The organism is Bartonella sp. DGB2 (genome assembly GCF_046843095.1).
GTDB lineage: Bacteria > Pseudomonadota > Alphaproteobacteria > Rhizobiales > Rhizobiaceae > Bartonella.
The window spans coordinates 56,960-72,742 of sequence record NZ_CP177326.1 but is presented as its reverse complement, the minus strand read 5'-3'; the positions used below and the strand labels follow the sequence as shown (position 1 = coordinate 72,742).

Below are 15,783 nucleotides of genomic sequence, written 5' to 3'. Positions count from 1 at the left end.
CTTAGATTTTCTTTACCTCCCAGCGGGTAAAGCGCTTTCCAGTTTCGGCATCTTTAATATCATATAGAGCAATGTTACGAGCGGCGAGTTCATCGCGAATTGCATCGGCAGCCACCCAATTCTTATTATGGATAAGGGTCAGCCTTTCGGCAATGCAAGCATTGATATATTTTTCATCAACCCCGCTTTCGGGAGCAAAAATTGGGTGATTCAGTGTCAAGAAGGATTCATCAGCTAAGCCCAAAAGGCTTATACCTGCTATCAAGGCCTTGACATCCCCCCTTTTATAAGCTTGGCGCAAAAGAGTGATGGCCTTTGGACTATTTAAATCCTCCCCCAAAGCCTGAGCAAAGGGAAAAATATCCTCCTTTAAAGGTTTAAAAATACTAACGTTCTTGCTCTCTTTGCGCAAAAGATCATACCAACGATAAAGTTCACGCCCCGCTTGTAATAAGCGTTCATACGTCCAGTTCAAAGGCTCTCGATAATGGGTTTGCAACATAGAAAAACGCGCCGCAAGCCCCACAAAGCTTTGCTGGATAGACGGCATTAAACCTGCAACTTCGGGCAAAGGGCTTTCTAATATGCTACGAATGGTGATAAAATGACCAAGACTTTTTGACATCTTTTGCCCTTCTAATTGGACCATACCATTATGCATCCAATAATTAGCCATTTGCTCTGTACCAAAAGCGGCACAACTTTGCGCGGTTTCATTTTCATGGTGAGGAAATAGTAAATCAGCTCCGCCCCCATGAATATCAAAAATATTAGCCAATGGATTGTCAGAAGCAAGGCCGCCGCCGTAAGGCGTCAGCAATTTGGCCATAGACATAGCCGAACATTCAATATGCCAGCCAGGCCGCCCCAAAACAGCAATGCCCGCCGGCGATGACCAACCTGGTTCATGGGCTTTCGAGGGCTTCCAAAGCACAAAGTCCATCTCATCGCGCTTATATCCCGCAACATCAACTCGCGCACCCGCTAACATTTCATCCAATGAACGTCGTGCAAGCGCGCCATAAGCAGGCCGATCCCGCATGCTTGCCACCGAAAACAAAACGTGATCCTGAGCAACATAAGCATGGCCCCTTTCAATTAACCGCTCAATCACCGCGCGCATATCATCTAAATGCTCGGTTGCCCTTGGCTGTGTTGTGGGTGGCAAGCAGCCAAGCGCGGTCGCGTCGCTTTGAAACTGCATGTTCGTCTTTTCCGTAAGACGCCAAATCGCCTCATTTAAAGGTAAAGCTGGGTAATCTTTGGCGGCACGAGCGTTAATTTTATCATCCACATCGGTTATATTGCGTGCGTAGATCACCTGCTCTGCACCATAGATAAAACGCAAAAGGCGAAAGAGCATGTCAAAAACAATCACAGGCCGTGCATTGCCGATATGAGCATTGTCATAAACGGTAGGGCCGCATACATAAAGCCGCACTTTTTTGGGGTCAATTGGAGCGAAAATATCCTTCTGACGGGTACGGATATTATAAAAATATAAATTTATCATTGGAATTCCAAAGCTGAGCCAATCTCATTTTCCTTATCAGGTGAATTACCCCGTGCCAAGCAACGCTGGGTACGGGCGTTAACCTTTCCGGCGATATCTTGAGTATAGGCAAAGATCAAGTACTGACAAGCATTTCATTTCTGCTAATAATTTATAAACCTTAGTCATCAATTATTGGATTCTTGCATGAGCCGCCAAAATACGAATTTCCTTAAAATCGTCGCCGAAGAACAAAAGCTTGTCGCGCTTGAATACCAAAACGAAGCATGGATTGGTGGTATGTTAAATGGCATCGATCCAAAAATTTTAGCTTCTGCCGCTTTTGATACCGCCCTGCGTCATTTGCTCAAAACCCAATCAGAGGCATCTGCATTGGATTTACTTCGACAAATGCATGATAAAGTGATTATGGGGGAATTTTCTGCCCATAAAACCCTGCAATAAAGTGTCTAATAAAAAGCAATGGGCTCGCCTATACTAGGCGTAATGAGCTCTCCCTCCCACATAACACGTTTACCGCGAATGATAGTACCCACAGGCCAACCCTTGACTCTTTTACCGTTATAAGGTGTCCAGCCTACTTTCGTTGCCATTTGGCTATTTTCTAAAACAGCTTCATGTTTAAGGTCAACAATGGTCAAATCAGCGTCATAACCAACGGCAAGGCGCCCCTTACCTTTAATGCCAAACACACGCTGAGGGCCATGAGATGTCAGATCGACAAAACGTAAGAGCGATAATCGCCCCGCATTCACATGGTCAAGCATAATGGGTACAGTGGTTTGTACCCCTGTCATGCCCGAAGGTGAAGCGGGATAGGGTTTTGCTTTCTCTTCCAAACGATGGGGCGCGTGATCAGAACCTAAAACATCAACAATGCCCTGCTGAATACCATACCACAGACCATCACGATGGCGACTTTCACGCACAGGGGGATTCATTTGTGCCAAGGTTCCCAAACATTGATAATAATCAGCGCTTAAGGTTAAGTGATGTTGGGTTGCCTCTAGGGTAGCAATGTCCTTGTGCTCCTTGAGGAAAACAATTTCTTCTGCTGTAGAAATGTGAAGCACATGAATCAAAGCGCCTGCTTGGCGTGCTAAATGCACTAAACGCTGGGTAGCCTGCAAGGCTACTTTTTCATCACGCCAAATAGGATGAGAGCACACATCATTTACTACCTGCAAGGGTAGCCGAGCTTTTAAACGTGCTTCATCTTCTGAATGAAAGGCTACGCGACGTCGGCTATTCTGCAGAAGTTTTAAAATTGATACATCGTCATCAAGCAAAAGATCGCCGGTAGAAGATCCCATAAAAACTTTGATACCTGCAGCGCCAGGCAAACGTTCTAATTCAGCTACATGAACGGCATTTTCTCGCGTACCCCCCACCCAAAAAGCAAAATCACAATGCATACGGTGACGCGCTCGCCGCACCTTATCGGCCAGACTTTCAGCATCAACAGTAAGAGGAGCGGTATTAGGCATTTCAAAAACGCTAGTCACTCCGCCCAAAACAGCCGAACGCGCTCCCGATTCCATATCTTCCTTATATTCACCACCAGGCTCACGGAAATGCACTTGGCTATCAATGACACCAGGCAGAATGTGCAAACCGTGGCAATTGATAACCTCTACCGCTTCATGGTTATCTAAATCCCCAATTGCAGCTATACGCCCTTCATATACACCAATATCAGCGTTAAATACTCCGTCATGATTCACCACCCACGCGCCTTTGAATAAACAATCATAAGGGCCATGCACAGAACAATCCAAGCGCGGAATGGATATTATAGACTTAGACATAATACGCTCCTTGCAGCAGGGCACTTAACCCATTACTAATAGATCAAAAGGTAAAACCATGATTAAAAATTATCATACGCTCTCTATAAAAGATCGCAAGCTTTTTGCAATAAACGGGCAAGACGCCAGCGCATTCCTACAGGGCCTTATCACCACCGATATTGAGCAAATAGCGCCCCAAAACCTCTTACCTGGTGCCCTTTTATCTGCGCAAGGCAAGGTGTTGTTTGATTTTCTCATTGGCCGCTATCAAAATGGCTATTTGATTGACATCGCACACGACTTAGCTCCCGATTTTATAAAACGCTTAAATCTTTATAAATTGCGCAAGAGTGTAGAAATTATTGAGTTATTACAATATGATACCTACGTATCTTTAACTAATAATTTACCATTTAAAGATTTTTCTTTAGCTTTTTATGATAAGCGCTTCAAAAAACAAGAAAAAGTCATAAGATTCTACCTGAATACCAGCTTTCAAACAGATGGCCAAGAAGCGCATAATTGGAAACGGTTATGCATCCATCACGGTCTTGCGGAAGGAGGACGCGATTACGACTTAGGTCAAGTCTTCCCTCACGATATTAATTACGACCAAATTTTTGGCCTTTCCTTTCATAAAGGTTGCTACATCGGTCAAGAAGTCGTTTCCCGCATGCACCACCGTGGCCTTATAAGACGGCGCATGCTGATAGCCCGTGGAGAGAGCCCCCTACCCTCCCGCGCTATAGTAAGCGTCAACGGTATAGCCATAGGTCAACTTGGTGAGGCCGTTGGCCATGAAGCTTTAGCCCTTTTACGGCTTGACCGCGTAGCAACCGCCGTGAAACAAGGTCACATGATTATAGCGGCAGGCGTTCCTCTTAAGGTAACAATCGCCGCACAAATGGCATATGATTTCTCAGATTACAAATAGAAAAAACTACGGTTTAGGATTATAGGTTTCTGCTTGGCTTGGGAAGGTGCGTGTTTTTACATCTTGAGAATAGGCTTTAATAGCATCTTCCATCAACGTGCCAAAAGCCCCATAACGACGCACAAATTTCGGTACCCTATTATTATAACCTAGCATATCCTCCATCACCAGAATTTGTCCATCACATTGTGCCGATGCACCAATACCAATAGTGGGGACAGAAACGGCTTGCGTTAACGCGACGGCCAAAGGCTCTACCACACCTTCAATTACAACGCAAAAAGCTCCTGCAGCCTCTAATGCCTGTGCATCACGAACAAGACGCTCTTTTTCATCCGGCCTATGTCCTTGAGTTTTAAACCCCCCTAAACTATTCATCGCTTGGGGCGTAAGACCTATATGTCCCATAACTGGAATGCCGCGCTGACACAAAAAGGTAACCGTTTCCGCCATCCGCGTGCCACCTTCAAGCTTAACCGCACCGCAGCCCGTTTCCGCTATTATTCGCGCGGCATTGGCAAATGCTTGTTGTGGATTTTGCTCATACGAACCAAACGGCATATCAACCACCACCAACGCGCGTCTTGAATGAGAAACCACTGCCCTGCCATGAGCAATCATCATATCCACACTCACCGCGAGCGTGGATTCATAGCCATAAACAATCATCCCCACACTATCGCCTACCAAAAGGATATCACAATGGGTATCAGCAATCCGCGCACTATACGCTTGATAGGCAGTCAAAGCCACCAACGGCTCCCCCCCCTTCCTCGCTTGGATTTGCGGCGCCGTTAACCGCTTTATTATTTTTGAAGTGCTCATTTCGCCTCATGTAAAATATGTTGATCAATCAGCCGCACAGAACCAAAGCGCACCGTTAATAAAATAACGCTTTCGTTTTCCAATTTGCCATGGACTTGAGCCAAAGTGCGGGCATCACGCAGATCAATCGCCTCAACCACAGCGCGCGGTTCTTGCGAAAGACAAGCACGTATCCTTTGTCGTAACCGCGCACACGAACGCTCACCCTCTTCATATAGCTTTTGTGTAGCAGCTATAGCAGTAGGGATAATAGCGGCCGCTTGCCGATCTTCTGGTGTTAAAAATTGATTACGTGATGAGCGAGCGACGCCATCATCATCACGTTGAGTAGGCACGCCGATAATTTCCACAGGAAACGCCAAATCTCTAACCATTTGACGAATGATTGTAATTTGCTGAAAATCCTTTTCACCAAAAAAGGCATGGCTTGGTTGGACAATATTAAATAATTTTGCCACCACACTGGTAACGCCTCGAAAATGCCCAGGACGCAAACGCCCTATCAACATGCGTGATAGACGCGCTACATCAACCAAAGTTTGATTGCCCTTTGGCCACATTTCATCAAGGCTTGGAGCAAAAACATAATTCACCCTCGCTGCTTTTAGAAATGCACAATCCCTCGCGAGATCGCGTGGGTAAGCATCAAAGTCTTCCCTAGGCCCAAATTGTTTAGGGTTAACAAAAATAGATACAACACTATAAGCACACAAGCTCTGGGCATACCGCACAAGCTCCAAATGCCCCTCGTGTAGAGCACCCATAGTAGGAACCAAACCGATTGTAGCTCCCTTTGCCCTAGCCACGGCTAACTCTTGCCGCAATGAGCTGATTTCTTGAAAAACTTTCATATATCACTCTTTTTAAGCACAAGCGCCAATTAAACACTCAAGAGTTGTCGTTCAATAAGACGAATAAAACCATCGCGAATCATTGGCGGCTCTATCTGCCTCGGCCCCCAAACATTTTGGTACAAAAAATAATGCGTCAAAGCAAAACCCTTTTGCAACTCTTCTAGATTCGAAGGACGGCCAAGCTTTTTGGCAAGAAAAAGCGGCAAAGCTAAAAGGCGATCTTTCCACGGTTGTCCCGCTTGGGCACAAACAGCGCGAGCTGATTTTGGCGATACATAAATCAAATCATCAGTATTTCCTGTGGCCACACAAGCTGAAAGATCTAACCCAAAGCCCAATTCCGCTAGTAATAAAACTTCAAACCGTACCAATAATTCGGCGCAAAGTAACGGTTCTTCACAATGATTTAGCAAAAGCTGCAAACCATCATAAAGGGTGGGGTGAGGATCGCGCTCGGGCAAAAGCCGCAAATGAGCCGCCGCAATTTGCAAAGCGTAAAGCGCTTGAGGCGCGGCAATGCAACGCGCAGCCCAAAAAGCGATAGGCTCAAAACGAAACGCGCCCAAATGTTCATCAAGCCGTGCCCACCAAGAGGCCAGAACGCAATTACCAGCTTGTAAAAGCGGTGCAAAACGACGCGAGCGCCCGCCCTTTAAAACCCCCATATGGCGGCCATGCTGGCGTGTCATCACCTCCACAATAGCGCTAGTTTCACCATGAGGCCGCACGCCTAAAATAATTGCCTCTTCTTGCCATTCCATTATTCAGAAAAACTCAACCCCATTTCGCGATAACGTTCTGGATCATTGCTCCAATTGTCACGCACCTTCACAAATAGAAAAAGGTGTACCTTTTGCTCGGTAATTTCCATTAATTCTTTACGCGCTGCTTGGCCGATAGCTTTAATTGTTTCACCACGCGCACCTAGCACAATTTTCTTTTGGCTAGCACGCTCCACATAAATCACTTGGTTAATTTTTACAGAACCGTCTTTACGATCTTCCCAACTTTCTGTCTCAACCGTTGAAGAATAAGGCAATTCTTCATGCAGGCGCAAATAAAGCTTTTCGCGAGTAATTTCGGCCGCCAGTTGCCGCATCGGCATGTCAGATATTTGATCTTCAGGGTAATAAAAAGGCCCTTCAGGCATGATAGAAACCAAATGATCCAAAAGATCTTGGCAACCAGAACCCTTAAGCGCCGAAACCATAAAAGTACGTCTAAAAGCATGGCGCGCATTTAGTTTAGCCGTCAGAGCCAACAGAGAAGGCGGCGATACACTGTCCACTTTATTCAGCACTAAGATTTTATCTTGCTGAATTGTAGAAAGCGTATCAAGAAGCGCTTCTACTTCACTATTGATACCTAAATGTGCGTCAATCAGCACCAAAACTACATCTGCATCTTTTGCTCCACCCCAAGCGGTAGATACCATAGCGCGATCAAGCCGCTTTTGCGGGCGAAAGACCCCTGGCGTGTCAATTAGAACAATTTGAGCATTAGCCTGAATCACAATACCGCGCACCAAAACACGCGTAGTTTGTACCTTATGAGTAACAATAGAGACTTTTGCGCCTACCAATTGGTTAACTAAGGTTGATTTTCCCGCATTGGGCACGCCAATCAGTGCCACAAAACCAGAATGGGTTTTTTCTTTATTCATTTTTAATCCACTTATTTCCATATCGCCTCACGTAGCAGAAATGCTTCTGCCGCCGTGCGTTCTGCTTGGCGCCGCGAACGACCACAACCTCTGGCCGGAGCAAAACCTGCCACACGCACCTCAACTGTAAAAATCGGCTCATGATCAGGTCCGGAGCGCTCAACAATTTGATAGCGTAATTGGGTTCCCTTTTGCGCATGCGCCCATTCTTGCAATTCTGTCTTAGCATCGCGGCGCGCAGCGGTTAAATGTTTAGCACGCGCTTGCCAATAGGCTTGAATAAAGGGACGCACCGCCGCGAGTCCACCCTCTAAATAAAGCACCGCAATTAACGCTTCCACCACATCCGCATAAATATTTTCCATGCGATGTGGATGTAAATAACGCATATCAGCGCCTATATAGATAAGGGCAGGCAAACCAATTTCTTGAGCGATCAAAGAGCAAACTTCAGCATTGACCAGACTATTAAGCCGCACGGATAATTCACCCTCCGCTGCGGTGGGAAACATTTGCCAAAGCATTTCAGAAATGACCAAGCCTAGCACGCGATCACCCAAAAATTCTAGCCGTTCATAACTTTCCTGCTCATGATCTTGGATGCTAGCATGTGTAAGAGCCTTTTTTAAAAGACTAATATCCTTAAAATGGTGTTGTGTTTTTTCTTCTAAAAACGCAATAATCTGCCTTTCCATCGTGCATCCTTCGTTATTGCACACCCTATTCATAAGACAAGGGATGAATCGTTTGCACAAAGGTAAATAAGCGGCTCCAACGGATATCAAACGGCCAACGCCATAACTCCCAAGCCTGCGCGCCGTTACTCATAGAAAAAAAGATTAAATTCGCGCGACCAACCAAATTTTCCCGTGGCACGTAACCCACATCCAAACGACTATCATTTGAATTGTCACGGTTATCGCCCATCATAAAGTAATACCCTGGTGGCACTTCAAAAACCCTCGTATCATCGACCATTGGGAAATAGCCAAGATCAAGTGTATTATAGGAAACACCATTAGGCAAAGTTTCTTGATAAACATCAACGGGACGAGAAACTTCGGTAATATCAGGATTATCAACTTTACCAATTAATGTCCGCTCGACCGGCTTATCATTGATATAAAGCACTCCGCCGCGCATTTGAATGCGGTCTCCAGGCAAGCCAACCAAACGCTTAATATAGTCGATTTGCGTATCCTTGGGAAACCGAAACACTACCACATCGCCGCGGCTGGGCTCTTTGGCAAAAATACGCCCCGAGAAAAGATCTAGCGAAAGGGGAAAGGAATAACGCGAATAGCCATAAGCATATTTCGAAACAAAAATATAATCGCCCACCAATAAAGTGGGCCGCATAGAACCCGATGGGATAACAAAGGGTTGAAACAAAAAGCTACGGATGATAAAAACAAAAACTAAAACCTGAAAAAGAAAATAAATAAAAGATAAAAATCCTTCTTTTTCCTTGGTAGATCCTATTTTCCTATTCATGCTAAGATGCCTTATCGGTTTGCTAAGTAGTTGGAATGTCCGCGCAAGCCACCGCTTCAATGATAACAAAAGCCTGCGCATAGGGAAAATCATCAGTCATAGTTAAATGTATCACAGCGTGGTGAACCTTAGGTAACATGTTTTGCATCATCAGAGAAGCAAGATTTTTCAGCCGCAAACTGGGTTTACCAGAAAGGTCATTCATCACCTCTATATCACGCCAAAAAACTCCACACGCAATCCCTGTACCCAAAGCTTTTGCACAAGCTTCTTTAGCCGCAAACCGTTTGGCATAAGAAGCGGCACGATGATAATTTGCCTCTGATTTCTTTTGCTCTTCTTGCGTAAAAATACGCTCAATGAAACGTCTATCATACCGTTTAAGCGTTGCTTCTATACGTCTTATATCAACGATATCGCTGCCTATCCCTAGGATCATATGCATGCATCTTTTATATGTGTCATTGGGCTTTTCTCCGCGCCTTAGCACGGCGCCTCTCTTGAAAACGATAAGTAGTACGGTAGCTTAAAATATAAGCAATTGTTCCAAGAACAAGTCCCATCACCGTTCCACCAACTAAAATTGGTATAAGCACATCATCCCATGCAACCAAAAGGATATGCCAAGCCTCAGTCCAACTATGCTGGGTAAAGATCTGCCGTACTTCAGCAAGAGACATAGTAGAGGCATGATTAAAGAACGAAAAAATGAAACCGCCTAATTTATAATCAAGCAAGATGATAGGCAAAAAAGTAACCGGATTCGATAGCACCGTAGTGAGGGCTGCAGCTGCAATATTAGCACGCAAAGACCATGCTAAAGCCATAGCTAGAATTAAATGAAACCCGAAAAAAGGTGAGCAAGCGGCAAAAATACCAATACCTATCCCCAAAGCAATAGCATGAGGCGTGGCTGCTATCCGTAAAATACGCTTTTTCATATAAGCGAGCGAGCGCGCAAAAGAGCGCCGTGGCCAAAGCCACAATCGAACCATTTCTAAAAATCCCACTGGATCACGACGACGAAAAAGCATATCTCTCTATAATCTAATCAACGAAGCAGCATGCAATGCCCCTCACTACCCACTTTAAGTCAAACACCTTCCGCACCCTGCCATAAGGGTAGCGCTGCTTTAGACATGATATTAGAAGCAGGAGCGTTTTGCCCACACCCCCAAAAGGCTATGGCCGCACTTTACCAATTATAAAACCAGCGGTCAAATCTGAAGCAATCAAACTAAAGTTTGAAAGCAAAGGCCGTGGCTAGCATAGCGCGCCCTTAAGCCTAACATAGTGATATTTCATAATCTAGCATTGCGCTAAAATTGTGATTAATCAGCACACAACTATAACCTAAAGCCCGCGACTCCCTGGCTTAACCGCCGGAAGCTTAGCGAGATCCTCAGGCACCTCATCCGCAGCAAAGGAGGGCACTTCATATTGAGCCAAAGCAATTAGTGGTACGCCAACCTCTGCCTTGCCGCCTGAACGATCCATGATACAAGCAGCTGCTATTACCTGTGCACCCGATGACTCCATAGCAACTATTGTCTCACGAATCGAAACACCGGTAGTAACAATATCCTCAATAATCACTACCTTGGCTCCTTGGGTTATCTCAAAGCGACGAAGGCGAAAATGACCATTTTCACGCTCGACCCAAAGGGAGGGCACCCCCATATGCCGTGAGGTCTCATAACAGGGAATTAACCCACCAATGGCAGGTCCTACGAGATAATCAATGCTGTGCGTAAGCTCGGCTTGGATCTTTTTGGCAAGCGCGCAACAAAGCCTTTCAGTAAGCGTTGCATGCATAAAGACTTTAGCCTTTTGAAGATAAAGCGCGCTATGGCGACCCGAAGTTAAAATAAAGTGGCCCCTTAAAATTGCCCCAGCCTGTTCAAAGATTGCCATTACATCTTCTGTTTTCATTTTACCTTACCTTATGATCCATGAACGCGTTGCGCCATGCTAACTGATTTTGCTTGTTTTAATTGAGATAGAATCCTATTCAAGTGTTTTAAATCCCACACTTCGATATCCATAAGGATCTCAGTAAAATCAGGGGCGGTACGCACAAGCGATAGGTTCTGCACATTGGCATCATTATCCGCAATAGCCTTAGCTACCTCCACCAATGATCCGGGAGCATTAATAACAGTTACACTAATGCGGGCGGGGAAGCGCTCATGCATTTCTGCATCAAGATCCCAGCGCACATCAATCCAACGTTCAGGCGCGTCATCATATGCTATCAAGGCGAGCGATTGAATGGGATAAATAACAATGCCCTCTCCAGGATTTAGAATGCCAACAATACGGTCACCGGGCACCGCCCCTTCAGGTGCAAAGCGCACCATGATATCATTATTCGTACCGCGAATGGGTAACGCTTTAACACCAGTAAATGTAGGCTGGTGCGTAGCACCTAAATCGGTAGAATCCTGCTTATGATCCTTCTTCTCCTCACCTTCGGGAACTTTAAAAATCATACCTTGAGCGTTTTGTAAGTTAAACCAACCCGGCTCACCTGGCTTGATTGAGGGCTTTTGCGCCGCGCGATCATCTTGATAGTCAGGGAACATAGCTTTGATCACATCGCTTGAAGGCAATTCGCCCCGCCCCACCGCGGCCAAAACATCTCCAACATCTTTATGTCCTAAGCGTGGCAAAACCTTTGCCAAGGCCTCTTTAGAAAAGACCTGATCCAAACGTTCGAAATTGCGTTCCAAAATCCGCTGACCTAAGCCGGAATATTGCTTGCGTACTGCCGTCCGCGTTGCCCGGCGAATGGCTGAGCGAGCTTTGCCTGTGACAACAAGAGTTTCCCAGGCGGCGGGCGGTATCTGAGCCTTAGCACGAATAATCTCAACTTCATCGCCGTTCTTTAATTTAGTCATCAAGGGCATAGCATGGCCGTTAACCTTGACCCCCACACAGGAATCGCCAATATCCGTGTGTACAGCGTAAGCAAAATCAATAGGGGTAGCTCCATGAGGCAACGCAATTAAGCGCCCCTTCGGGGTGAAACAAAACACTTGATCTTGAAATAATTCGAGTTTCGTATGTTCTAAAAATTCTTCTGGGCTATCCCCTTGTGACAACGCCAAAATCGTTTGTCGCAACCAAGCATAAGCGTTTGTTTCCGCCGATAATTGATGGGAAGAATTATGCGAGCCACGGTCTTTATAAATCGAGTGCGCCGCCACCCCATATTCGGCCACCTGATCCATTGCGAAGGTTCGTATTTGCAACTCTACCCGCTGGCGCGAAGGGCCAACAATGGTTGTATGGATAGAGCGGTAATCATTTTGTTTTGGGATAGAGATATAGTCCTTAAATCGGCCAGGCACAATTTGCCAAGTGGTGTGAATAATCCCCAAGGCACGATAACAGTCCTCTACTTGATCAACCACCACCCGAAAACCAAAAATATCCGACAATTGCCCAAAGGAAAGCGCTTTGCTTTCCATCTTTCTAAACACAGAATATGGCTTTTTTTGCCGGCTTTTTACATAAGCCTTAATACCATTTTTAGCGAATAATTGACTGAGATCTTCTTCAATGGTTTTTAAAAGCCCATGATTACGCAAAGATAATTCAACTAAGCGATCAACCACGGCACGGTGTCCATCAGGGTTAAGATAAAAAAAGGCCAAATCTTCAAGCTCTTCACGCATATCCTGCATACCCATGCGCCCCGCTAAAGGCGCATAAATATCCATAGTTTCTTCAGCAATCCGACGCCGCTTGTCATCACGCATAACATCCAAAGTACGCATATTATGCAAACGATCAGCCAATTTTACCAAGAGCACCCGTACATCTTCACAGATGGCGATCAATAATTTGCGTAGATTTTCCGCTTGAACTGCCTTTTTTGAAACAAGATCCAAACGATTCAGCTTAGTGAGCCCTTCCACCAATTGGCCAATTTCTGCACCAAACAACTGATCGATTTCAGCACGGGTAGCATCTGTGTCTTCAATCGTATCGTGCAAAAGTGCTACAGCGATTGTTGCCTCATCAAGACGCATATCCGTTAAAATAGCTGCTACTTCTAAGGGGTGCGAAAAATAGGGGGCGCCGGACGCGCGCATTTGGCTGCCATGTTTTTGCATGGCATAAACATAGGCTCTATTAAGTAAAGCTTCATTCACATCTGGCTTGTAACGTTGTACACGCTCAACAAGCTCATATTGACGCATCATGAAAAGACTCCCTAACCACACATCCTTTATAGAAATTAAAAAAGGCGCGACAAAAGCCGCGCCTTCAAACCATCATGCAAAACGGGCTAGAAATCTTCATTTTTCTCTGGCGCAACAAGGCCTTCGATTCCCGCCAAAAGCTCTTCTTCTGACATATTAGCAAAAGCAATCGAATCGTTAAGAAGATCGGTAGAGCCCTCTTCTTTTTGGCTAGGCGCTTTTTCTAAAAGGCCTGCAATGGATTCAGGTTCATCCACTTCCACATGCTTTTGCAAGGAATGGATAAGATCCTCTTTTAAATCGGCAGGTGAAAGGCTTTCCTCGGCAATTTCGCGCAGAGCAACTACGGGGTTTTTATCATTATCGCGCTCTATCATAATCGCTGCCCCTTGCGAAATCTGCCGTGCACGGTGCCCAGCCAAAAGCACCAGTTCAAAACGATTGTCTACCTTGTCAATACAATCTTCTACTGTTACACGGGCCATAAGCACCCCTTTCATCGGTTGTATATTTCGGGATTCTAAGTCTGGGATACACAATCTCTACAAAAAAAACAACAAAAACAGCGATTGTTTCCTCTTTTTTGCCTCACAGGGCTTGGCAACCGCAAAATAGTGACATACTTATGAAGCAAGTTATAGATGTAGTAACAAAGTCTATTGGAAAAAATAATGCTTAATACTCAAGAAAAAATTGCCCTTTTTATTGATGGGGCTAACCTTTACGCCACATCAAAAAGTTTGGGATTTGATATAGATTACCAAAAACTCTTAAAAGCCTTCAATAAACGCGGATATCTTTTACGCGCCTATTATTACACTGCGCTACTTGAAGACCAAGAATATACCTCTATCCGTCCTCTCATTGATTGGCTTGATTATAACGGCTACCGCGTGATTACAAAAAACGCTCGTGAATTTATTGACGCAGCGGGTCGCCGTAAAGTCAAGGGTAATATGGATATTGAATTGACCATAGATGCCATGGAATTGGCTAATAGCGTAGACCATTTCGTAATATTTTCTGGCGATGGCGATTTTAGATCTCTTGTCGAAGCCTTACAAAGAAGGGGGCGTAAAGTAAGTGTCGTTTCAACCCTCGTGTCGCAACCAGCGATGATTTCTGATGAATTGCGCCGCCAAGCGGATCATTATATTGATCTTATTAGCTTGAAGGATGAAATTTGCCGTGCACCAAACGAACGCCCAATGAAAGACTATGATAACGGACAATAGATCTTAAAAATAAGTATTAAAGTATAAACTCGTCTAATTATAGTATAAATTTAGGCTTGATTTTGGCATATTTTTCAGAAAACTCTACTGACAGCACTTGGCAACCCGACTTCCCCGCTCCGCCCTATAACTGTACGCTGTGTCCGCGGCTCCACAGCTTTCTTTTGGCACAGCGTCAAAAAGAACCCACTTGGCATAATGCCCCCGTTCCAGCCTTTTTCCCCGCTCTAGGCCCTTTATCGACACGGCTATTGATTGTGGGCCTTGCACCGGGCTTAAGCGGCGCCAATCGAACGGGGCGCGCCTTTACGGGTGATTATGCGGGCATACTTTTATATAAAACCTTAGAGCGATTCGGCTTCAGTCGTGGTGCTTTTGCTGCAATGGCCGATGATGGCGTATCTCTTATTGAAACAGCCATTGTGAATGCAGTCCGCTGTGTCCCGCCGCAAAATAAACCGCTAGGGGATGAGATCAAGCATTGTCGGCGATTTTTAACGCCACTTTTGCTTAAATTGCCGCGGCTTTGCGCTGTAATCAGCTTGGGCTCTGTAGCACATAATTCCACTCTACGAGCCTTAGAAGCCAGACCCTCTGCCTACCCCTTTGGCCACCATAAGGTCTATGATATCGGAAAGTTACGCCTTTTCTCAAGCTATCATTGTTCCCGTTATAATACCAATACGGGCGTGCTAACCGAAGCCATGTTCCATGCTCTCTTCAAAGATGTGCGACATTATCTTGATGAGATATCACAGAGGCACTAGCTTGCCCTTAACCCCTATCACGCAAAAGTCGTGCTTTCTCTCGCCCCCAATCGCGCTTTTTCTCGCTTTGACGTTTATCGTGGAGCTTCTTCCCGCGCGCAAGGGCAATTTCTAACTTTGCACGACCACGGGGATTGAAATAAAGCTTAAGAGGAACAATTGTCATCCCCTCTCGGGCGATTGCGTTAAAAAGCCGTGCCATTTCCCGCTTGGCTAATAGCAATTTGCGCAAACGTCGCGGTTCATGATTAAAGCGATTTCCTTGGGTATACTCAGGGATATAGGAATTAATCAGCCATAATTCACCACCTTCAAAGCTAGCATAGCTTTCGGCAATATTGGCTTGTCCAACCCGAAGAGATTTTACCTCAGTGCCAATCAATACAAGTCCAGCTTCCAATGTGTTAAGGATTTCATAATTAAAACGCGCCTTGCGGTTATCTGCTAATACTTTATGAGTAGGTGCTTTTGTTTTCGTATTCATAGCTTATAAAACC

The 15,783-nt window shown here is 45.3% G+C and carries 18 protein-coding genes; 4 read left to right on the top strand and 14 right to left on the bottom strand.

The features are described 5' to 3' along the window. Position 1: 1 nt before the first annotated feature. Positions 2 to 1,513, bottom strand: a complete 1,512-nt coding sequence (gene cysS / locus ACK28X_RS07335) for a cysteine--tRNA ligase (protein WP_412058392.1) — start codon at positions 1,511 to 1,513, stop codon at positions 2 to 4. Between the two features lie 186 nt (positions 1,514 to 1,699). Here cysS and ACK28X_RS07330 point away from each other — a divergent pair, with 186 nt between their 5' ends. Then, positions 1,700 to 1,957 (top strand): hypothetical protein, encoded by a 258-nt coding sequence (locus tag ACK28X_RS07330; RefSeq protein WP_412058391.1) that lies wholly within the window; start codon positions 1,700 to 1,702, stop codon positions 1,955 to 1,957. A 5-nt stretch (positions 1,958 to 1,962) separates the two neighbouring features. On the opposite strand, the gene ACK28X_RS07325 is transcribed toward ACK28X_RS07330, so the two are convergent. Next, a complete protein-coding gene (locus ACK28X_RS07325; RefSeq protein ID WP_412058390.1) occupies positions 1,963 to 3,321 on the bottom strand; it encodes a dihydroorotase in 1,359 nt (452 codons plus the stop codon). Positions 3,322 to 3,379: 58 nt separating this feature from the next. On the opposite strand from ACK28X_RS07325, the gene ACK28X_RS07320 reads away from it, so the two are divergent. Next, positions 3,380 to 4,237, top strand: coding sequence for a YgfZ/GcvT domain-containing protein (locus tag ACK28X_RS07320; protein WP_412058389.1), 858 nt, complete (start codon positions 3,380 to 3,382; stop codon positions 4,235 to 4,237). 6 nt (positions 4,238 to 4,243) lie between these two features. On the opposite strand, the gene panB is transcribed toward ACK28X_RS07320, so the two are convergent. The 11 genes from panB to rpoZ form a co-directional block, all read right to left on the bottom strand. Further along, the gene (panB, locus tag ACK28X_RS07315) at positions 4,244 to 5,062 is read right to left on the bottom strand and encodes a 3-methyl-2-oxobutanoate hydroxymethyltransferase (RefSeq protein WP_412058388.1); all 819 of its coding nucleotides are present in this window, start codon (positions 5,060 to 5,062) and stop codon (positions 4,244 to 4,246) included. Further along, a complete protein-coding gene (gene panC, locus ACK28X_RS07310) occupies positions 5,059 to 5,913 on the bottom strand; it encodes a pantoate--beta-alanine ligase (RefSeq protein WP_412058387.1) in 855 nt (284 codons plus the stop codon). Before panC ends, panB begins: the two co-directional genes overlap by 4 nt. Positions 5,914 to 5,942: 29 nt before the next feature. After that, positions 5,943 to 6,677, bottom strand: coding sequence for a DNA repair protein RecO (gene recO, locus ACK28X_RS07305; RefSeq protein ID WP_412058386.1), 735 nt, complete (start codon positions 6,675 to 6,677; stop codon positions 5,943 to 5,945). Further along, complete coding sequence (gene era / locus ACK28X_RS07300) at positions 6,677 to 7,579, bottom strand: GTPase Era (protein WP_412058385.1); 903 nt, start codon at positions 7,577 to 7,579, stop codon at positions 6,677 to 6,679. The genes recO and era overlap by 1 nt, the downstream gene beginning before the upstream one ends. An 11-nt stretch (positions 7,580 to 7,590) precedes the next feature. Then, positions 7,591 to 8,274: a ribonuclease III gene (rnc, locus tag ACK28X_RS07295; RefSeq protein ID WP_412058384.1), complete on the bottom strand. Its 684-nt coding sequence runs from the start codon at positions 8,272 to 8,274 to the stop codon at positions 7,591 to 7,593. Positions 8,275 to 8,299: 25 nt separating this feature from the next. Further along, positions 8,300 to 9,073, bottom strand: a complete 774-nt coding sequence (lepB, locus tag ACK28X_RS07290) for a signal peptidase I (RefSeq protein WP_412058383.1) — start codon at positions 9,071 to 9,073, stop codon at positions 8,300 to 8,302. Positions 9,074 to 9,095: 22 nt separating this feature from the next. Beyond that, a complete protein-coding gene (gene acpS / locus ACK28X_RS07285; RefSeq protein ID WP_412058502.1) occupies positions 9,096 to 9,512 on the bottom strand; it encodes a holo-ACP synthase in 417 nt (138 codons plus the stop codon). 22 nt (positions 9,513 to 9,534) lie between these two features. Then, positions 9,535 to 10,107 carry a DUF2062 domain-containing protein gene (locus ACK28X_RS07280; RefSeq protein ID WP_412058382.1) on the bottom strand — a complete coding sequence of 191 codons (573 nt, stop codon included), beginning with the start codon at positions 10,105 to 10,107 and terminating at the stop codon, positions 9,535 to 9,537. 319 nt (positions 10,108 to 10,426) lie between these two features. After that, positions 10,427 to 11,005: an orotate phosphoribosyltransferase gene (pyrE, locus tag ACK28X_RS07275; RefSeq protein ID WP_412058381.1), complete on the bottom strand. Its 579-nt coding sequence runs from the start codon at positions 11,003 to 11,005 to the stop codon at positions 10,427 to 10,429. Positions 11,006 to 11,016: 11 nt separating this feature from the next. Continuing rightward, positions 11,017 to 13,284 carry a RelA/SpoT family protein gene (locus tag ACK28X_RS07270; RefSeq protein WP_412058380.1) on the bottom strand — a complete coding sequence of 756 codons (2,268 nt, stop codon included), beginning with the start codon at positions 13,282 to 13,284 and terminating at the stop codon, positions 11,017 to 11,019. Between the two features lie 86 nt (positions 13,285 to 13,370). Further along, positions 13,371 to 13,769 (bottom strand): DNA-directed RNA polymerase subunit omega, encoded by a 399-nt coding sequence (gene rpoZ / locus ACK28X_RS07265; protein WP_412058379.1) that lies wholly within the window; start codon positions 13,767 to 13,769, stop codon positions 13,371 to 13,373. A 186-nt stretch (positions 13,770 to 13,955) separates the two neighbouring features. Here rpoZ and ACK28X_RS07260 point away from each other — a divergent pair, with 186 nt between their 5' ends. Both ACK28X_RS07260 and ACK28X_RS07255 read left to right on the top strand, forming a co-directional pair. Continuing rightward, on the top strand, positions 13,956 to 14,519 hold the full coding sequence (locus ACK28X_RS07260; protein WP_412058378.1) for an NYN domain-containing protein: 564 nt from the start codon (positions 13,956 to 13,958) through the stop codon (positions 14,517 to 14,519). 62 nt (positions 14,520 to 14,581) lie between these two features. Further along, entirely contained in the window at positions 14,582 to 15,286 is a 705-nt protein-coding gene (locus tag ACK28X_RS07255; protein ID WP_412058377.1) for a uracil-DNA glycosylase, read from the top strand. Between the two features lie 7 nt (positions 15,287 to 15,293). Here ACK28X_RS07255 and smpB read toward each other — a convergent pair whose 3' ends face one another. After that, positions 15,294 to 15,770: an SsrA-binding protein SmpB gene (gene smpB, locus ACK28X_RS07250; RefSeq protein WP_412058376.1), complete on the bottom strand. Its 477-nt coding sequence runs from the start codon at positions 15,768 to 15,770 to the stop codon at positions 15,294 to 15,296. Positions 15,771 to 15,783: the final 13 nt, after the last annotated feature.